Raw genomic sequence first — 19,353 nt, 5'->3', positions numbered from 1 at the left:
TTAGCCTTGCTTCTTGATGATTGCTTCGGCGATGTTCGTGGGTGCCTCGGCGTATTTCGAAAACTCCATGGAGTAGCTCGCACGTCCCTGGGACATGGAGCGTACATCCGTGGCGTAACCGAACATCTCACCAAGCGGAACCTCAGCGCGGATCACTTTACCGGAAGGAGAGTCTTCCATACCTTGTACCAGACCGCGACGACGGTTCAAGTCGCCCATTACGTCACCCATATAATCCTCAGGGGTGACCACTTCGACTTTCATCATCGGCTCAAGCAATACGGCGCCACCCTTCTGGGCCAACTGCTTGGTAGCCATCGAAGCAGCGATCTTGAATGCCATCTCGTTCGAGTCGACATCATGATAGGAACCGTCATAAACGGTTGCCTTAAGGCCAAGCAGCGGATAGCCGGCGAGAACGCCGTTCTGCATCTGCTCCTCGATACCCTTCTGGATAGCCGGGATGTATTCACGCGGAACCACACCACCGACGATTTCGTTAACAAACACCAGCTTCTCTTCAGACCGATCACAGGGCTCAAAGCGCACCCATACGTGACCGTACTGACCTCGACCGCCAGACTGACGAACGAATTTCCCTTCGATTTCGCACTTATTGCGGATCGCTTCTCGATAAGCAACTTGCGGCTTACCGATGTTGGCTTCGACGCTAAACTCGCGCTTCATGCGATCAACAAGAATATCCAGGTGCAACTCACCCATACCCGAGATAATCGTTTGACCCGACTCTTCATCAGTACGCACACGGAAGGATGGATCCTCCTGCGCAAGCTTACCTAGAGCCACGCCCATCTTCTCTTGGTCAGCCTTGGTCTTGGGCTCGACAGCAACCGAGATAACCGGCTCAGGGAACTCCATGCGCTCGAGAATGATCGGCTTGTCCTGGGAGCACAGCGTATCTCCCGTAGTGACATCTTTCATGCCGATCAATGCAGCGATATCGCCAGCACGAACTTCCTTGATCTCTTCACGGGCGTTGGCATGCATCTGAACCATGCGACCAACTCGCTCTTTCTTGCCCTTGACCGAGTTAAGCACCGCATCACCAGACGTCAAAACACCTGAGTAGACCCGAGCGAAAGTCAAAGTACCAACAAAGGGATCAGTTGCAATCTTGAAAGCCAAGGCAGCAAAGGGCTCATCATCATCCGCATGACGCTCATCGACTTTCTCTTCATCGTCAGGATGAACACCCTTGATGGCCACCACCTGATCGGGCGCTGGCAGATAGTCAATAACTGCGTCCAGAACCAGGGGAACACCCTTGTTCTTGAACGATGAACCGCAGACCGCTGGCACAATTTCGCATGCCAGCGTGCGCTGACGCAGACCCGCCTTGATCTCTTCGGGCGTTAACTCAACCCCCTCAAGATACTTATTCATAAGCTCTTCGTTAGCCTCGGCAGCAGCCTCGACCATTTGCTCACGATAAGCCGCAGCCTGCTCGACCAGCTCGGCAGGAATCTCCTCCTCACGGAAGGTCATTCCACTGTCATCAGCATTCCAGTAAATCGCCTTCATGCGCAGCAGATCTACCTGACCCTCAAACTCTTCTTCCGCCCCAATCGCCAGCTGAATCGGCACCGGAGTGTGACCCAACCGCCTCTTGATCTGCTCAACCACACGCAGGAAGTTGGCACCCTGGCGATCCATCTTGTTCACGTAAACAATACGCGGAACACCGTATTTGTTGGCTTGACGCCACACGGTTTCAGACTGAGGCTCGACACCAGAGGTACCACAGAAAACGACGACAGCACCATCAAGCACGCGCAAAGAGCGCTCTACTTCGATAGTGAAGTCAACGTGACCAGGGGTATCAATAATATTGACACGATGCTTGTCGTACTGCTTTTCGGAGCCCTGCCAGAAGGCAGTAGTAGCAGCGGAGGTAATCGTAATCCCCCGCTCCTGCTCCTGGGCCATCCAGTCCATGGTGGCAGCGCCATCATGGACTTCGCCCATCTTGTGGTTCACACCGGTATAAAACAAAATCCGTTCCGTGGTCGTGGTCTTGCCCGCATCGACGTGCGCACAGATACCAATATTCCGGTACAGATTAATCGGAGTTGTACGAGCCACAATAATCTCCTGAGCCGTTTAGAAACGGTAGTGAGAGAACGCCTTGTTGGCTTCAGCCATGCGGTGCACGTCTTCACGCTTCTTAACAGCGGCACCCTTGCCTTCGGAAGCATCAACCAGCTCACCAGCCAAGCGCAGAGCCATGGACTTCTCGCCACGCTTACGGGCAGCGTCTACCAACCAGCGCATTGCCAATGCATTGCGACGGGAGGGACGCACTTCAACCGGAACCTGATAGGTGGCACCACCTACACGGCGAGATTTTACTTCCACGAGCGGAGCAATGGCATCCAGCGCCTTCTCGAACAGCTCAACGGGCTCTTCGGTCTTGGTGCGCTCTTTCACCTTGTCCAGCGCGCCGTACACGATGCGCTCTGCGGTGGATTTTTTGCCACTTTCCATTACGTGGTTCATGAATTTCGCGAGAATCTGACTGCCATACTTAGGTTCTGGCAGAATCTCACGTTTTGCTGCTACGCGACGTCTTGGCATGATAAGCCCTCAAACGGTCTTCAGGTTAGCCCAGGATCATAACCATTCGGTTACGCCTGACCTTACTCTTATCGACTCAGGTAAATGAATTCAGTATTACTTAGGACGCTTGGCGCCATATTTAGAACGACCCTGCCGACGATCTTTAACACCTGAGGTGTCCAAAGAACCGCGAACAGTGTGGTAACGCACACCTGGCAAATCTTTTACACGACCGCCGCGAATCAGAACGACGCTGTGCTCTTGCAGGTTGTGACCTTCACCACCGATATAGGATGAAACTTCGTAGCCGTTGGTCAAACGAACACGGCAGACTTTACGCAGAGCCGAGTTCGGCTTCTTTGGCGTAGTGGTATACACGCGAGTGCAAACACCACGACGCTGCGGGCAGTTCTGCAGCGCCGGCACGTCGCTCTTCTCAGCGACACGCTTACGCGGCTTACGAACCAGCTGGTTAATTGTTGCCATCTAGCAAAACTCCACTGATGTCTTAGGACATAGTTAATAAAAAATGGCAGGACTTGTCGCCCCGCCAATTTTAGGGGTACGGAATTCTATAGACACCGACCCCGATCGTCAAGGAGCCCAACCCCGAAGGGCCGGGCGACCTGTCAGTTTCCGCTCGAATTAAGCGCGTCGGACAGAGCCTGCTCTACTTCGCTGGCACTGACCTTGACCGGCTTGTCGGCCATCTTCTGACGCTTGCGCTCAGCGTGATAAGCCAAACCGGTACCCGCAGGAATCAAACGACCTACGACGACGTTCTCTTTCAGGCCGCGCAAGTGATCGCGCTTACCGGTAACGGCAGCCTCGGTCAGTACCCGCGTGGTTTCCTGGAAGGACGCAGCCGATATAAACGATTCGGTCGACAGAGATGCCTTGGTGATACCCAACAATACGCGCTCGTACTTGGCCGGGAACTTGTCCTGACCTGCCAACTCCGAGTTCGCATCAAGCACGTGAGTCAATTCGACCTGGTCGCCTTTGATAAAGTTGGAGTCGCCAGACTCGCTAATCTCAACCTTACGCAACATCTGACGAAGCGTCGTTTCGATGTGCTTGTCGTTGATCTTCACGCCCTGCAGGCGATAAACGTCCTGAATTTCGTTAACGATATACTTGGCCAGCGCACTGACGCCCAGCAGACGCAAGATGTCATGCGGGTTGCTCGGACCATCGGAAATAACCTCACCCTTGGTAACCTGCTCACCTTCAAACACGTTCAGGTGGCGCCACTTCGGAATCAGCTCTTCGTAAGGATCGCTGCCATCGGTCGGTGTAATAACCAGACGACGCTTACCTTTGGTCTCCTTGCCGAAGGAAATCGTACCGCTGATTTCCGCCAGGATGGACGGCTCTTTCGGACGACGCGCTTCAAACAAGTCAGCAACACGTGGCAGACCACCGGTGATATCACGGGTCTTCGACGTTTCCTGCGGGATACGTGCAACAACGTCACCCACGTTCACCTTGGCACCATCGGTCAGATTGACCAGTGCGTTGGCTGGCAGGAAATACTGAGCAGGTACATCAGTACCCGGCAGCATCAGCTCCTTGCCATTGTCATCAACCAGCTTCACCGCCGGACGGATGTCTTTACCCGATGCCGGGCGATCCTTCGCATCCAGAACTTCAATATTGGTCAAACCGGTCAACTCATCAGCCTGACGCTTGATGGTGATACCTTCGTCCATACCAAAGAAGGCCACGGTACCGGTAATTTCGGTAACGATGGGGTGAGTGTGCGGATCCCACTTGGCAACCACGCGACCGGCATCAACCTTGTCGCCTTCCTTGATGGAAATAACGGCACCATAGGGGAGCTTGTAGCGCTCACGCTCACGGCCAAACTCGTCGGCAACAGCCAACTCACCGGAACGAGATACCGCCACCAGGGCTCCGTCTGCGCGCTCAACATGCTTCAGGTTGTGCAGGCGAATAGTACCGCCATTCTTCACTTGAACGCTGTCAGCAGCAGAGGTCCGGCTAGCCGCACCACCGATGTGGAAGGTACGCATGGTCAGCTGGGTACCCGGCTCACCAATCGACTGAGCAGCGATAACACCCACCGCCTCACCGATGTTGATCAAGTGACCACGTGCCAGGTCGCGACCGTAGCAAGTGGCACAAACACCGTAATGCGTGTCACAAGTGATCGGCGAACGCACGATGACTTCGTCAACACTGTTCTTCTCGAGGAACTCAACCCACTGCTCGTCGATCAGAGTGCCAGCGGCAACAATGGTCTCTTCGGTGCCAGGCTTGACTACGTCACGCGCAACAACACGACCCAGAACTCGCTCACCCAGAGGCTCAACGATATCACCGCCTTCAATGTGCGGAGACATCAACAAGCCGTTGTCGGTACCGCAATCAGGCTCGGTAATAACCAGATCCTGCGCAACGTCAACCAGACGACGAGTCAGATAACCGGAGTTCGCGGTCTTCAGTGCGGTATCAGCCAGACCCTTACGAGCACCGTGAGTAGAGATGAAGTACTGGAGTACGTTCAAACCTTCACGGAAGTTCGCAGTAATAGGCGTTTCGATGATCGAGCCATCCGGCTTGGCCATCAAACCACGCATACCAGCCAGCTGACGAATCTGTGCAGCGGAACCCCGAGCACCGGAGTCAGCCATCATATACATGGAGTTAAAGGACTCCTGATCGACTTCCTTGCCATCGCGGTCAAGCACGCGAGTTGACTTGAGGTTATCCATCATCGCCTTGGAAATCTCATCGTTGGCCTTGGACCACAAGTCGATAACCTTGTTGTACTTCTCGCCCTGGGTTACCAGGCCGGAAGCGTACTGATCTTCAATTTCTTTAACTTCTTCAGTCGCCTCATCAATGATGCGCGCCTTCTCGTCAGGAATGACGAAGTCGTTCACACCAATGGACGCGCCCGAGATAGTCGAGTAGGCGAAACCTGTGTACATCAACTGGTCAGCGAAGATAACGGTTTCTTTCAAACCGACCACGCGATAGCACTGGTTGATCAGCTTGGAAATCGCCTTTTTCTTCAGCGGCTGATCGACCATTTCGTAGGGCAAGCCCTTCGGCAGGATCTGGAACAACAACGCACGACCAACGGTGGTATCAACGATACGCGTTTCGGTGGTCCAGCTTTCGTCTTTGTGCTTGACGGTCTCGGTGATACGCACCTTGACCAGCGCATGCAGTTCGACCTGGCCGCTGCGATAAGCCATCTCGACTTCATTGACACCGCTGAAACGCATACCTTCGCCTTTGGCGTTGATGCGTGTGCGAGTCATGTAATACAAGCCCAATACCACGTCCTGCGACGGCACAATAATTGGCTCGCCAGAGGCCGGAGACAGGATGTTGTTGGTCGACATCATCAGTGCGCGCGCTTCCAACTGAGCCTCAAGGGTCAGTGGAACGTGCACAGCCATTTGGTCACCGTCAAAGTCGGCGTTATAGGCGGCACAGACCAACGGGTGCAGCTGAATCGCTTTACCTTCAATCAGAACCGGCTCAAACGCCTGAATACCAAGACGGTGCAGGGTTGGTGCACGGTTCAGCAGCACGGGGTGCTCGCGGATAACTTCAGCGAGGATGTCCCATACTTCTGGCAGTTCGCGCTCGACCATTTTCTTGGCGGCTTTGATAGTGGTAGCCAGACCACGGTGCTCCAGTTTGCCAAAGATGAAAGGCTTGAACAGCTCAAGCGCCATCTTCTTAGGCAGACCGCACTGGTGCAGACGCAGGGTAGGACCGACCACGATCACAGAACGACCGGAGTAGTCTACGCGCTTACCCAGCAGGTTCTGACGGAAGCGACCCTGCTTACCTTTAATCATGTCTGCCAGAGACTTCAGCGGACGCTTGTTGGTACCCGTAATGGCACGACCACGACGACCGTTGTCCAGCAGCGCGTCAACCGACTCCTGCAGCATACGCTTCTCGTTCCGCACGATAATATCGGGCGCAGACAAGTCCAGCAGACGCTTCAGACGGTTGTTACGGTTGATAACACGGCGATACAGATCGTTCAGATCCGAGGTCGCGAAGCGGCCACCGTCCAGCGGTACCAGCGGACGCAGATCCGGCGGCAAAACTGGCAATACGGTCATGACCATCCACTCTGGCTTGTTGCCGGAGCCATCAAAGGCTTCCATCAACTTCAGACGCTTGGACAGCTTCTTGATTTTGGTCTCGGAGGTGGTCTGCGGAATTTCTTCGCGCAATTTGCCAATCTCGTGAGCGAGATCCATCGCGGTCAGCAGTTCATAAACAGCCTCGGCGCCCATGCGAGCGTCGAAATCATCACCGAACTCTTCCAGCGCTTCGAAATACTGCTCATCGTTCAGCAACTGACCCTTGTCCAGGGTAGTCATGCCCGGCTCGATAACCACGTAGCTCTCGAAATAAAGCACGCGCTCGATATCACGCAGGGTCATATCCAGCAGCAGGCCGATACGTGACGGCAGCGATTTCAGGAACCAGATGTGCGCCACAGGTGAGGCCAGTTCAATGTGCCCCATGCGCTCACGACGAACCTTGGCCAGTGCGACTTCAACGCCACACTTTTCACAGATCACACCGCGATGCTTAAGACGCTTGTACTTGCCGCACAGGCATTCGTAGTCTTTAACTGGGCCAAAAATCTTGGCACAGAACAGACCGTCCCGCTCCGGTTTAAAGGTGCGGTAATTGATGGTTTCCGGCTTTTTAACTTCGCCGTAGGACCAGGACCGGATCATTTCCGGAGACGCCAAGCCGATTCGAATGGAATCGAACTCTTCAATCTGTCCCTGGGACTTAAGCAGGTTCAATAAGTCTTTCAAGGCCTATACTCCTCGCAGTGTCTCAAGGGCGGCGACGTTACGCCGCCCGAGACGTGGGCAGTTGGTGGTTAATCAGATTCCAGTTCGATATCGATACCGAGCGAACGAATTTCCTTGACCAATACGTTGAAGGATTCAGGCATGCCCGCCTCCATACGATGATCGCCATCCACGATGTTTTTATACATCTTGGTACGGCCGTTCACGTCGTCCGACTTCACGGTCAGCATTTCCTGCAGGGTGTAGGCGGCACCATAAGCTTCAAGTGCCCAAACCTCCATCTCACCAAAGCGCTGCCCACCAAACTGCGCCTTACCACCCAACGGCTGCTGGGTAACCAGGCTGTAAGAACCGGTTGAACGCGCGTGCATCTTGTCATCAACCAAGTGGTTCAGCTTGAGCATGTACATATAACCAACGGTCACCGGGCGATCGAAGCAATTGCCGGTACGACCGTCCCACAACCTCATCTGACCGCTATCCGGCAAATCAGCGAGACGCAGCATGTGCTTGATCTCGGTCTCAGCCGCGCCATCAAATACTGCGGTAGCCATAGGTACGCCACCACGCAGGTTATTGGCCAGTTCGATGATTTCCTGATCGCTCAGACTGTCCAGATTCTCCTGACGACCGCCAACCTGGTTATAGACCTCATCCAGGAACTTGCGCAGGTCAGCAATCTTACGCTGCTCTTCGAGCATACGATTGATCTTTTCGCCCAGCCCCTTGGCCGCGAGGCCCAGGTGGGTTTCCAGAATCTGACCAACGTTCATACGTGATGGAACGCCCAGCGGATTCAAGACGATATCGACAGGGGTGCCGTTCTCATCGTGCGGCATGTCTTCGATCGGCATGATCACGGAGATAACACCCTTGTTACCGTGACGACCGGCCATCTTGTCACCAGGCTGGATGCGACGCTTGATTGCCAGGTAAACCTTAACAATCTTGAGTACGCCCGGCGCCAGGTCATCGCCCTGCTGCAACTTGCGCTTCTTATCTTCAAACTTCTCATCAAGCAGCTTGCGACGGTCAACCAGATAACCCTGGGCTCGCTCCAACTGCTCGTTGAGTGCGTCTTCGGTCATACGCAACTTGAACCACTGCCCACGCTCGATACCGCCCAAAATCTCGGCGTTTAGCACAGCGCCTTTCTTCAAGCCAGCACCACCTTCGACGGTCTGACCGTCAAGGGCTGCAGCCAAACGCTCGAAGGTAGCGGTTTCAACGATACGGAACTCTTCCTGCAGATCCTTACGGATCTCATCAAGCTGTTCCTTCTCGATAGCCAGTGCGCGTGTATCACGCTCTACACCGTCGCGAATAAAGACCTGAACGTCGATAACGGTACCCTTGGTGCCAGTGGGCACACGCAGGGAGGTGTCCTTAACATCGGACGCCTTCTCACCGAAGATCGCACGCAACAGCTTCTCTTCTGGCGTCAGCTGGGTTTCACCCTTAGGAGTAACCTTACCGACCAGAATGTCACCAGGCCCCACCTCAGCACCAACATAGACAATGCCGGCCTCATCCAACTTACCTAGCGCGGCTTCGCCAACGTTGGGAATATCAGAAGAAATCTCTTCCGGCCCCAGCTTGGTATCGCGCGACACACAGGTGAGTTCCTGAATGTGGATAGTAGTAAAACGATCTTCCTGCACAACACGCTCGGAGACCAGGATCGAGTCTTCGAAGTTGTAGCCATTCCAGGGCATGAACGCTACGCGCATATTCTGACCTAGCGCCAACTCGCCCATATCGACAGAAGAGCCGTCAGCCAGAATATCCTTGGCCGCAACCTTATCGCCCTTCTTCACCAATGGACGCTGGTTAATACAGGTATTCTGGTTGGAGCGGGTGTATTTGGTCAGGGTGTAGATATCCACACCTGCTTCACCGGATTCAACTTCGTCATCGTTGACGCGAACCACAACGCGACTGGCGTCAACCGAGTCGATCACACCACCACGGCGCGCGGTTACACAGACACCGGAGTCACGTGCAACGTTACGCTCCATGCCGGTTCCCACCAGCGGCTTCTCAGCACGCAGAGTTGGAACAGCCTGACGCTGCATGTTGGAACCCATGAGTGCGCGGTTGGCGTCATCGTGCTCCAGGAACGGAATCAAAGACGCAGCGACCGACACCACCTGGCGCGGCGAAACGTCCATCAAGGTCACTTCATGCGGCGCCTTAACGGTGAATTCGTTCATGTGACGCACAGCCACCAGATCGTCAGTCAGCTGACCGTCTTCAACCTTGGCGCTGGCCTGGGCGATAACGTGATCGGCTTCTTCAATCGCTGACAGGAATACGATCTCGTCAGTGACGACAGCATTCTTAACGCGACGATATGGGCTCTCAAGGAAACCATACTGGTTGGTACGCGCATAGGTTGCCAGCGAGTTGATCAAACCAATGTTCGGGCCTTCTGGCGTTTCGATTGGACATACACGACCGTAGTGGGTCGGGTGTACGTCACGTACTTCAAAGCCAGCACGCTCACGGGTCAGACCGCCCGGCCCAAGCGCAGACACACGGCGCTTGTGGGTAATCTCGGACAGCGGGTTGTTCTGGTCCATGAACTGGGACAGCTGGCTGGAACCGAAGAACTCTTTCACCGCCGCCGCAACCGGCTTGGCGTTGATCAGATCCTGCGGCATCAGACCTTCGCTTTCGGCCATGGACAGACGCTCTTTAACCGCGCGCTCAACCCGGACCAGACCAACACGGAACTGGTTTTCGGCCATCTCACCGACGGAACGAATACGGCGGTTACCCAGGTGATCGATATCATCCACGACGCCTTTGCCGTTACGGATATCAACCAGGGTCTTGAGCACCTCAATGATGTCTTCCTTGCTCAATACGCCAGCGCCTTCGATCTCTTCACGACCAATGCGGCGATTGAACTTCATGCGACCAACCGCAGACAGATCGTAACGATCGCTGCTGAAGAACAGGTTAGAGAACAGCGTCTCGGCGGCATCCTTGGTTGGCGGCTCGCCAGGACGCATCATCCGATAAATCTCAACCAAGGCTTCGAGCTGGGTAGTGGTGTTATCGATACGCAGGGTATCGGACACGAACGGACCACAATCGATATCGTTGGTATACAGGGTCTCAATGCGCGTGATCTGCGACTTGGCCAGTTTCAGCACCAGATCAGCAGTCACCTCAACGTTGGCCTCAACCAGGATCTCGCCAGTCGCCGGATGCACGATCGGCTTGGCAATGGCGCGCCCGATGATGTAATCGAAAGGCACTTCCAGGCTGGTGATACCTGCCTTCTCCAACTGGCTGATGTGACGTGCGGTAACACGACGACCTTTCTCTACGATCACCTTGCCCTTGCCATCTTTGATGTCAAAGGTGGCGATCTCGCCACGCAGACGCTGCGGCACCAGCTCGAGCATCAGGTTTTCGCCATGCACGGCGAAAACGTTGGTGTCATAGAAAATGTCGAGAATTTCTTCGGTGTGGTAACCCAGAGCACGCAACAACACGCTTGCCGGCAGCTTACGACGACGGTCGATACGGACGAATACGCAGTCCTTTGGATCAAATTCGAAGTCTAGCCAAGAGCCGCGGTAAGGAATCACGCGGGCAGAGTAAAGCAGCTTGCCGGAGCTGTGCGTCTTGCCACGGTCGTGATCAAAGAACACGCCCGGACTACGGTGCAGCTGAGATACGATAACCCGTTCAGTACCGTTGATTACAAAGGTACCGTTTTCGGTCATCAGGGGGATTTCCCCCATATAAACTTCCTGCTCCTTGATGTCCTTGATCGCCTTGTTGGACGATTCACGATCAAAGATGATCAGGCGCACTTTTACGCGCAGCGGCACCGCATAGGTAACCCCGCGCAAAACGCATTCCTTGACGTCGAACGCCGGGTCGCCAAGGCGGTAACCGACATATTCCAGCGCCGCATTACCCGAATAGCTGATAATGGGGAAGACAGATTTGAAGGCCGCGTGCAGACCGATATCACGAACCTGCCCTTTATTTGACTCGGCTTGCAGGAATTCCCGATAGGAATCCAGCTGAATAGCCAGCAAATAGGGCACATCCATCACATGCGGCAGTTTGCCAAAGTCCTTGCGGATACGTTTTTTCTCAGTATATGAGTAAGCCATCAGCGTTCCCCAGCTTGGTCACCTGCTTGATTGGCCTTCCCGCGCAGCGGGAAAACCTGAAAATGCGTGCAAGCCCTAAGTCTTGCCCACTCGTTTGAGTGCTACCGTTGCCCGCCGGCACGGCGGGATACAACGGAAAAAGGCCGGTGGCACACAGGCCACCAGCCATCAATCTGACCGTTGAAATCAGATTGTCGACGCAAGGTCGGGCGAGCTTACTTGAGCTCGACCTTGGCGCCAGCTTCTTCCAGAGTCTTCTTGGCAGCTTCTGCCTCGTCCTTGGAAGCAGCTTCCTTGATGGTGCCAGGAGCGCCGTCAACCAGTGCCTTGGCTTCTTTCAGGCCAAGACCTGTCAGTTCGCGTACAGCCTTGATGACGTTAACTTTCTTCTCGCCAGTTTCCAGCAGAACAACGTCAAACTCGGTCTGCTCTTCAGCAGCAGCCGGGCCAGCAGCCGGGCCAGCAGCAACAGCAGCGGCAGCAGATACGCCGAACTTCTCTTCCATAGCGGAGATCAGTTCTACAACCTGCATAACGGACATTTCGGATACGGCGTTGATGATATCTTCGTTGGTCAGAGCCATGACTCTAAATTCCTGTATTGGGGGACGGCTATTGCCGTCAAAACATTAAAAGCGTGAAAAGCAAGCGAGGCGCCTATCAGGCAGCTTCGGCTTCCTTCTGATCGCGGACAGCGGCCAAAGTACGAACGAACTTGCTGGTTGCGCCCTGGATGACACTCATCAGCTGACTGATGGCCTCGTCGTAGGTCGGCAAAGTTGCCAGCTTGTCGATTTCACTTGCTGCAAGGAAGTTGCCTTCAAACGCAGCTGCTTTGATCTCAAACTTGTCCTGACCCTTGGCGAACTCTTTGAACAGACGGGCGGCAGCGCCCGGATGCTCGTTGGAGAATGCAATCAGGGTAGGACCCACAAAGGTTTCATTCAGGCATGTGTAATCAGTGCCTTCAATAGCGCGACGCAGCAGAGTGTTACGTACAACACGTACGTAAACACCAGCTTCGCGAGCTTCTTTGCGGAGACCAGTCATAGCAGCAACGCTTACACCGCGGGCATCAGCCACAACGGCAGACAGCGCACCTTTGGCAGCTTCGTTGACTTCAGCGACGATGGCCTTTTTGTCTTCGAGCTTAATTGCCACGGGTTTTACTCCTGGATTTACCATTGACCACCCTCGCGGGCGGTGTGTTTTGGTGTCAGATCCAGCCTGCACTGAATCGGGAGCACCATCTGCGTAGGCTTACTTGTTTAAGGCTTACGCCGCCTACGGTCTTGGACGGCCCCCGCCAGGCAGGGACCCCAATAAGTTGGCGTAGCGCTATCGCACTACGCCGATAGATCAAACGTCCAGAGAAGCCTGGTCAATCTGCACACCCGGGCCCATAGTGGTGCTCAGGGTGACACGCTTCAGGTAAACGCCTTTAGAAGTAGATGGCTTGGCCTTTTTCAGGTCAGCCAGCAGAGCTTCAACGTTCTCTTTCAACTTAACCGCATCGAATCCAACCTTGCCGATTGAGCAATGGATGATGCCGTTCTTGTCGGTACGATAACGAACCTGACCGGCCTTGGCGTTCTTGACAGCAGTACCCACGTCAGCAGAAACAGTACCTACTTTAGGGTTAGGCATCAGACCGCGCGGACCAAGCAACTGACCCAACTGACCGACAACACGCATCGCATCCGGGGAAGCGATAACGACGTCGTAGTTCAGGTCGCCAGCTTTCATTTCTGCAGCCAGGTCATCCATACCAACCTTGTCTGCACCAGCAGCCAAAGCCGCCTCAGCGTTAGCGCCCTGAGTGAACACGGCAACGCGAACTGTCTTGCCAGTACCGTGCGGCAGCAAGGTAGCACCACGAACAACCTGATCAGACTTACGTGGATCAACGCCCAGATTCACAGAAACGTCGAAAGACTCAACGAACTTAACAGTGGACACTTCAGCCAGAACTGCAGCGGCATCTTCGAAGCCGTAGACTTTATTAGCCTGTACTTTCTCGCTGATTGCCTTTTGGCGCTTAGTCAACTTAGCCATTACAAACCCTCCACGTTAAGGCCCATGCTGCGAGCGGAACCAGCGATGGTACGCAGTGCAGCTTCCATATCAGCAGCGGTCAGATCAGCCTGCTTGGCGTTAACGATCTCTTCCAGCTGAGCGCGGGTAACAGTACCCACTTTCTGGCTATTGGGACGAGCAGAGCCGCTCTTCAGGCCAGCGGCCTTCTTCAGCAGAACCGCGGCGGGCGTGCTTTTGGTTTCAAATGTAAAGCTACGGTCACTGTAAACAGTGATAATCACGGGGGTTGGCAGACCTGGCTCAATGCCTTGGGTCTTGGCGTTGAACGCCTTGCAGAACTCCATGATATTCACACCGTGCTGACCCAGAGCCGGACCTACCGGCGGACTTGGGTTAGCCTGACCGGCCTTGACTTGCAGCTTGATATAAGCCTGAATCTTCTTCGCCATTGTCTTTCTCCAAAGGGTAGTAGCGCCTTGCGGCTTCCCGGTTTAGAAACATTCCCCAACTGACAACAAAACCCCGCATTGCTCAAGGCATTGCAGGGTTCAGGGGATTGAGTGAAATCAGCCTTTTTCGACCTGACCGAAATCGAGCTCCACCGGAGTGGGGCGTCCAAAAATGAGAACCGCCACCTGAACCCGGCTTTTCTCGTAATTAACTTCTTCAACAACACCATTAAAGTCAGCAAACGGACCATCAGTAACCCGTACAACTTCGCCTGGCTCAAACAGAGTCTTAGGCTTGGGCTTGTCAGTACCATCCGCTACGCGACGCAGAATCGTATCCGCTTCTTTGTCGGTAATGGGCGCAGGCTTGTCGGCAGTGCCGCCAATGAAACCAAGTACGCGAGTTGTATCTTTCACCAAGTGCCAGGTGCCTTCGTTCATTTCCATTTGAACCAGCACGTAACCCGGGAAAAACTTACGCTCGCTCTTGCGCTTCTGACCGTTGCGCATCTCCACCACTTCTTCGGTGGGAACTAGAATATCGCCGAATTGGTCTTCCATTCCGGCCAGCTTGACGCGCTCATGCAGAGAGCGCATAACATGCTTTTCGAAGCCCGAATAGGCATGCACTACGTACCATCGCTTAGACACGGAGCACCCTTAACCAATAAACTGAGAAATAATCCAACCCAGAAACGTATCAAGCCCCCACAAAATCAGGGCCATCACTAAAACCACTGCCACAACAATCAAGGTCGTTTGGATGGTTTCAGGCCGGGTCGGCCATACTACTTTGCGTATTTCAATACGCGCTTCTTTCAACAACGCCCAAAATGCTTTTCCTTTGCTCGTTTGCAGGGCAACGAAGCCAGCTACAATACCAAGCACGACCAAAGCAATGGCGCGGTACAAAACAGGCTCAGCAGAAAAGTAGGAGTCTCCGGCTACACCAACGAAGACTAGTAAAGCCACAACAACCCACTTTGGTACATCGAAGCGGTTATCGTGCAGCTCTGCCTTAGTGCTCATGAATCTTAAATCCTGTTTTGGAAGCCAGATAAAAATCTGGCAGGCCAGGAGGGAATCGAACCCCCAACCTGCGGTTTTGGAGACCGCCGCTCTGCCAATTGAGCTACTGGCCTGTAATCGCAGTCGAGCCGGCAATCATACCGGCTCGACAACTCAAGATCAATCCGTAATTACTGGATGATCTTAGCAACAACACCCGCACCTACGGTACGGCCACCTTCACGAATCGCAAAGCGCAGACCGTCTTCCATCGCAATAGGAGCGATCAGAGTGACGTCCAGCTTGACGTTATCGCCAGGCATTACCATCTCGATACCTTCCGGCAATTCGCAGGAACCGGTAACGTCGGTGGTACGGAAGTAGAACTGAGGACGATAGCCTTTGAAGAACGGAGTGTGACGACCGCCTTCGTCTTTACCCAGCACATACACTTCGGCTTCGAAGCGAGTGTGAGGAGTAATAGTGCCCGGCTTGGCCAGAACCTGACCGCGCTCTACGTCTTCACGCTTGGTACCACGCAGCAGAACACCAACGTTCTCACCAGCGCGACCTTCGTCAAGCAGCTTGCGGAACATTTCAACGCCAGTACAAACGGTCTTGACGGTATCTTTGATACCAACAATCTCGACTTCTTCACCGACCTTGACGATACCGCGCTCTACACGACCAGTCACAACAGTACCGCGACCAGAGATAGAGAACACGTCTTCGATAGGCATCAGGAACGGCTTGTCAATCGCGCGCTCAGGCTCAGGAATATAAACATCCAGAGTCTCAACCAGCTTCCTGACAGCAGTAGTGCCGATTTCGTTGTCGTCTTTGCCTTCCAATGCCATCAGCGCAGAACCGATGATGATGGGCGTATCATCGCCCGGGAAGTCATAGGCGCTCAGCAGATCACGCACTTCCATCTCTACCAGCTCAAGCAGCTCTTCATCATCGACCATGTCCGCCTTGTTCAGGAACACAACGATGTAAGGAACGCCAACCTGACGAGACAGCAGGATGTGCTCGCGAGTCTGCGGCATAGGGCCGTCAGCTGCGGAACAAACCAGGATAGCACCGTCCATCTGCGCAGCACCGGTGATCATGTTCTTCACATAGTCAGCGTGACCTGGGCAATCAACGTGCGCGTAGTGACGAGTCGGAGAATCGTACTCTACGTGCGAGGTGTTGATGGTGATACCGCGAGCTTTCTCTTCCGGCGCGTTATCGATCTGATCGAAAGCGCGAGCGGAACCGCCATAAACTTCGGCGCAAACACGGGTCAATGCAGCTGTCAGAGTAGTCTTACCATGGTCAACGTGACCAATGGTGCCTACGTTCAGGTGCGGTTTGCTACGTTCGAACTTCTCTTTAGCCATCGAGAGATCCCCTATTCGTGAGAGCAATGCGCGAGTCACGCGACCATTAAATAAAAGGCAGATATTTGCATATCTGCCTTGATACTGGAGCTCATGAGCGGATTTGAACCGCTGACCTCACCCTTACCAAGGGTGTGCTCTACCAACTGAGCTACATGAGCTTTTTACATCATTGCATTGCCAAGCTGGAGCGGGTAGCGGGAATCGAACCCGCACCATCAGCTTGGAAGGCTGAGGTTCTACCGTTGAACTATACCCGCCAAGTACCTGGCTAACGCTAAATCTGGTGGAGGGAGAAGGATTCGAACCTTCGAAGGCTAAGCCGTCAGATTTACAGTCTGATCCCTTTGACCGCTCGGGAACCCCTCCGTAAAAGAGGCGCCATTTTCATCACTTGGCGCCACCCTGTCAACACTTTTATTAGCAAAAACACCCACTTGAGGGGAGCCCAAGGCAGATAAAAGCGCTCGCGAACACTATCATCCGCTTGAGCGGGCGCCATTCTAGGGTATGTCGCTACCTTTAGCAACGCCATCACATGCCTGATACTGATGCTGCATGGAAGGAAAGTCGGCGCGCAAACGGGTTAACATCGCCTGATCGAGCAGACGCCTCGACCGCGGAGGCACCTGCAAAAGATACTGCTCACGGGTCTTTTCAACCGCCTTAATTTCAACCTGATAGCCCTCGGTCGCTAGCTGAGCCTGGCGCGCCGCAGCATAGTCCTGCTGACTGAATACCCCAAGCGACAGGTTACCCGCCAAATCCCCACGAGTGATAAGAAAGCTATCGACCCCCCTTTCCTGCAGAGCTGACAGCCTGGCCAACGCACCCTTACTACCGCCGCTCACAGCCATCACCAACCAGTAGTCGGTGGTGGTTACCTCCTCACGCGCAACCAGCTCGGCAGCAACATCAAGGGCAAGCAGGCGCTGCCTGAGCTGGTCAGCCTCAGCCCTATTGGCGAAGGTGCCGAGCATAACGCACAGCGCCGGCGTCGACTCGACCGGAGTGACAAACTCTGTTGCCGGCTGCAAACCTGAACGCGCCTCATCGCGCTGAATAAGCGGTGCAGCATCCGACACCGTGGAATCTGTAACCCTAAACGGCTGCTCCAACACTGGCCCCGCCGTCGCCGGCACTTGCCAGCCACCAACCTGCCACTGCCATAGCGCGTAAAGCACGTTCAACAACAGCAGGAAGAGGAACAGCGAGCGCATTAATCAATCTCCACAGGACACGCCAGCGCCAGGCCGTCGAACACCAGATCATTCAGCGTATGACAGGTCTCCGGCAGCGCGTCCGCCATACGCTCGGCATCCCCCCCGGTGAGAATCACAACCATCTCGTCGCCCAGGATCTGCCGGGCCACCTTCAACTGCTCGCGAACAAAGCCGACCAGCATAAGATCGCATCCAAACTCTACCGCCTCAGCGGTACTCGTGCCCGGATCAGGTTGCAACAGGTCCCCGCGCAATGATTCATCATATCGAATAAGTCGAGTATGTCGCTGCAGGCTGGTTCTGAGGAGCTTGCTACCCGGCGCTATGTATCCCCCCAGATGCTGGCCGGAGGCATCAACGAAGTCGACCGTTACCGCGGTACCCAGATCGATGACCACGCAGGCCCGTCGACAGTGATTATAACCAGCCACCAACGCGAGCCAGCGATCCATACCCAACTTGCCGTGATCTACATAGCCATTGCGCACACCGGATAGCTCAGCACGACTCTTTGCCAGTACCGGATGCAGCTTGAGCCAACTGGTTAGCTGATCCATAACGACCTGGGTTTCGGCAGGCGACCTGACACTAACCAGGCGACAACCCATAATCTCTCGCTCCTGACCACCCAGCAAGCACTGAAGCTCAACCAGATCTGGCGCCATATCGCGATCACGGACTCGCCCCTGCCGATCTAGAAGCCGCCATTTGATCAGCGTATTACCGCAATCAAGCTCCAGTAGCATGATCCAACCTCAAGCTGACTTCACCACCGCTGACGTCCATCTCACCATCCTCAGTGAGCAGGCGAAGCGCGCCCCGTTGATTCACTCCCAGGTTGCGCCCGGCCATTACATTGCTGCCGGAAATCACCTTAACATCAGCACCCAGCCACGCATCATAGCCTTGCCACTGCTGCTGAAATGCAGCAAAGCCGGAACGGGAAAATAAGGCCAAAGCATCAGCCAAACCGCTAGCGAAAGTGGCGACGATCCGGTTGCGATCGAGTTCGCCCCTCTGCCCCGAACGGCGCAACGAGGTCCAGCTTTGATCTATGCTGTCATCAGACTCCATCAGGACATTCACTCCCACCCCGATAATCACCACCGTATCAGCGGTCAGGTCGCCCGAGATTTCCAGCAATACTCCAGCCAGCTTAGCGCCATCAAGCAGTACGTCATTTGGCCACTTCAAGCGACAACCCTGGTAGCCGCATGCCTCCAGAGTTTGCACCAGGGTCAAACCGACTACCAGACTCAAGCCCTCCAAGCCCTGAGCCCCGCCGCTGACCGGCTCAACAAAAGACACATATAGATTTTGCCCGAATGGACTAACCCAGGACCGCCCACGCCGTCCGCGACCGGCTGCTTGCTGCTCGGCGACCACTACCAGAGGCCTCACACCCGTCGCGGCAATCAAGCGCTGCGCCTCGGCATTGGTTGAGTCTATCTGCTGGTAAAGATGCCAATCCCAGCGATCGCGGCATTGCGCAGACAGCTGCTGCTGAATGGCGTCGCCGTCAAGAAGCACCGCACCAACCGGAATACGATAGCCCTTGCCACGGACACGATGAATCGGAAAGCCTTGCAGCTCTAACGGCTGCAGCGCCTTCCATATGGCCGCACGACTGACACCAAGATGCGCCCCAAGCTTTTCGCCCGAGTGAAATTGGCCATCAGCCAGCAGAGCTAGAATCTCGTGCAACA

The 19,353-nt window shown here is 54.6% G+C and carries 15 protein-coding genes and 4 tRNA genes; all 19 read right to left on the bottom strand.

Annotated features, from left to right (window positions below):
* The 19 genes from fusA to birA all read right to left on the bottom strand — a co-directional run bounded on the left by fusA (position 1) and on the right by birA (position 19,351).
* Positions 1-2,103, bottom strand: coding sequence for an elongation factor G (gene fusA, locus EF096_RS12975; RefSeq protein WP_123890124.1), 2,103 nt, complete (start codon positions 2,101-2,103; stop codon positions 1-3).
* A gap of 18 nt (positions 2,104-2,121) precedes the next feature.
* Positions 2,122-2,595: a 30S ribosomal protein S7 gene (gene rpsG, locus EF096_RS12970; protein WP_092287466.1), complete on the bottom strand. Its 474-nt coding sequence runs from the start codon at positions 2,593-2,595 to the stop codon at positions 2,122-2,124.
* Positions 2,596-2,691: 96 nt separating this feature from the next.
* Complete coding sequence (gene rpsL / locus EF096_RS12965) at positions 2,692-3,063, bottom strand: 30S ribosomal protein S12 (protein WP_022964798.1); 372 nt, start codon at positions 3,061-3,063, stop codon at positions 2,692-2,694.
* 143 nt (positions 3,064-3,206) lie between these two features.
* Positions 3,207-7,406, bottom strand: coding sequence for a DNA-directed RNA polymerase subunit beta' (rpoC, locus tag EF096_RS12960; protein ID WP_123890122.1), 4,200 nt, complete (start codon positions 7,404-7,406; stop codon positions 3,207-3,209).
* A 68-nt stretch (positions 7,407-7,474) separates the two neighbouring features.
* On the bottom strand, positions 7,475-11,545 hold the full coding sequence (rpoB, locus tag EF096_RS12955) for a DNA-directed RNA polymerase subunit beta (RefSeq protein WP_123890120.1): 4,071 nt from the start codon (positions 11,543-11,545) through the stop codon (positions 7,475-7,477).
* Between the two features lie 215 nt (positions 11,546-11,760).
* Positions 11,761-12,129 carry a 50S ribosomal protein L7/L12 gene (rplL, locus tag EF096_RS12950; RefSeq protein ID WP_123890118.1) on the bottom strand — a complete coding sequence of 123 codons (369 nt, stop codon included), beginning with the start codon at positions 12,127-12,129 and terminating at the stop codon, positions 11,761-11,763.
* A 76-nt stretch (positions 12,130-12,205) separates the two neighbouring features.
* Positions 12,206-12,706 carry a 50S ribosomal protein L10 gene (gene rplJ, locus EF096_RS12945; RefSeq protein ID WP_123890116.1) on the bottom strand — a complete coding sequence of 167 codons (501 nt, stop codon included), beginning with the start codon at positions 12,704-12,706 and terminating at the stop codon, positions 12,206-12,208.
* Between the two features lie 198 nt (positions 12,707-12,904).
* The gene (gene rplA, locus EF096_RS12940) at positions 12,905-13,600 is read right to left on the bottom strand and encodes a 50S ribosomal protein L1 (RefSeq protein ID WP_123890114.1); all 696 of its coding nucleotides are present in this window, start codon (positions 13,598-13,600) and stop codon (positions 12,905-12,907) included.
* The gene (rplK, locus tag EF096_RS12935) at positions 13,600-14,031 is read right to left on the bottom strand and encodes a 50S ribosomal protein L11 (protein WP_123890112.1); all 432 of its coding nucleotides are present in this window, start codon (positions 14,029-14,031) and stop codon (positions 13,600-13,602) included. Before rplK ends, rplA begins: the two co-directional genes overlap by 1 nt.
* A 117-nt stretch (positions 14,032-14,148) precedes the next feature.
* Positions 14,149-14,682: a transcription termination/antitermination protein NusG gene (gene nusG / locus EF096_RS12930; RefSeq protein WP_123890110.1), complete on the bottom strand. Its 534-nt coding sequence runs from the start codon at positions 14,680-14,682 to the stop codon at positions 14,149-14,151.
* A gap of 9 nt (positions 14,683-14,691) precedes the next feature.
* Positions 14,692-15,060: a preprotein translocase subunit SecE gene (gene secE / locus EF096_RS12925; protein WP_123890108.1), complete on the bottom strand. Its 369-nt coding sequence runs from the start codon at positions 15,058-15,060 to the stop codon at positions 14,692-14,694.
* Positions 15,061-15,097: 37 nt separating this feature from the next.
* Positions 15,098-15,173, bottom strand: a tRNA-Trp gene (locus EF096_RS12920).
* Positions 15,174-15,230: 57 nt separating this feature from the next.
* Positions 15,231-16,424: an elongation factor Tu gene (gene tuf, locus EF096_RS12915; RefSeq protein WP_123890106.1), complete on the bottom strand. Its 1,194-nt coding sequence runs from the start codon at positions 16,422-16,424 to the stop codon at positions 15,231-15,233.
* An 85-nt stretch (positions 16,425-16,509) separates the two neighbouring features.
* A tRNA-Thr gene (locus EF096_RS12910) sits at positions 16,510-16,585 on the bottom strand.
* Between the two features lie 25 nt (positions 16,586-16,610).
* Positions 16,611-16,684, bottom strand: a tRNA-Gly gene (locus EF096_RS12905).
* 24 nt (positions 16,685-16,708) lie between these two features.
* Positions 16,709-16,793: transfer RNA gene (locus EF096_RS12900), tRNA-Tyr, on the bottom strand.
* Between the two features lie 134 nt (positions 16,794-16,927).
* On the bottom strand, positions 16,928-17,644 hold the full coding sequence (locus tag EF096_RS12895; protein ID WP_123890104.1) for an SPOR domain-containing protein: 717 nt from the start codon (positions 17,642-17,644) through the stop codon (positions 16,928-16,930).
* Positions 17,644-18,393 carry a type III pantothenate kinase gene (locus tag EF096_RS12890; RefSeq protein WP_123890101.1) on the bottom strand — a complete coding sequence of 250 codons (750 nt, stop codon included), beginning with the start codon at positions 18,391-18,393 and terminating at the stop codon, positions 17,644-17,646. Before EF096_RS12890 ends, EF096_RS12895 begins: the two co-directional genes overlap by 1 nt.
* Positions 18,377-19,351, bottom strand: a complete 975-nt coding sequence (birA, locus tag EF096_RS12885; RefSeq protein ID WP_123890169.1) for a bifunctional biotin--[acetyl-CoA-carboxylase] ligase/biotin operon repressor BirA — start codon at positions 19,349-19,351, stop codon at positions 18,377-18,379. The genes EF096_RS12890 and birA overlap by 17 nt, the downstream gene beginning before the upstream one ends.
* Between the last annotated feature and the right edge of the window lie 2 nt (positions 19,352-19,353).

Origin of the sequence: Pseudomonas neustonica (assembly GCF_003797945.1) — a bacterium.
GTDB lineage: Bacteria > Pseudomonadota > Gammaproteobacteria > Pseudomonadales > Pseudomonadaceae > Halopseudomonas > Halopseudomonas neustonica.
The sequence above is the reverse complement of the archived record's forward strand: the minus strand, read 5'-3'. Positions and strand labels throughout refer to the sequence as shown.

What these genes read in the sequence shown, in the direction of transcription:
- rpsG (WP_092287466.1), bottom strand. Translation starts at nt 2,595, where the DNA reads ATGCCAAGACGTCGCGTAGCAGCAAAACGTGAGATTCTGCCAGAACCT.
- rpsL (WP_022964798.1), bottom strand. Translation starts at nt 3,063, where the DNA reads ATGGCAACAATTAACCAGCTGGTTCGTAAGCCGCGTAAGCGTGTCGCT.
- rpoB (WP_123890120.1), bottom strand. Translation starts at nt 11,545, where the DNA reads ATGGCTTACTCATATACTGAGAAAAAACGTATCCGCAAGGACTTTGGC.
- rplL (WP_123890118.1), bottom strand. Translation starts at nt 12,129, where the DNA reads ATGGCTCTGACCAACGAAGATATCATCAACGCCGTATCCGAAATGTCC.
- rplA (WP_123890114.1), bottom strand. Translation starts at nt 13,600, where the DNA reads ATGGCTAAGTTGACTAAGCGCCAAAAGGCAATCAGCGAGAAAGTACAG.
- rplK (WP_123890112.1), bottom strand. Translation starts at nt 14,031, where the DNA reads ATGGCGAAGAAGATTCAGGCTTATATCAAGCTGCAAGTCAAGGCCGGT.
- secE (WP_123890108.1), bottom strand. Translation starts at nt 15,060, where the DNA reads ATGAGCACTAAGGCAGAGCTGCACGATAACCGCTTCGATGTACCAAAG.
- tuf (WP_123890106.1), bottom strand. Translation starts at nt 16,424, where the DNA reads ATGGCTAAAGAGAAGTTCGAACGTAGCAAACCGCACCTGAACGTAGGC.
- EF096_RS12895 (WP_123890104.1), bottom strand. Translation starts at nt 17,644, where the DNA reads ATGCGCTCGCTGTTCCTCTTCCTGCTGTTGTTGAACGTGCTTTACGCG.
- EF096_RS12890 (WP_123890101.1), bottom strand. Translation starts at nt 18,393, where the DNA reads ATGCTACTGGAGCTTGATTGCGGTAATACGCTGATCAAATGGCGGCTT.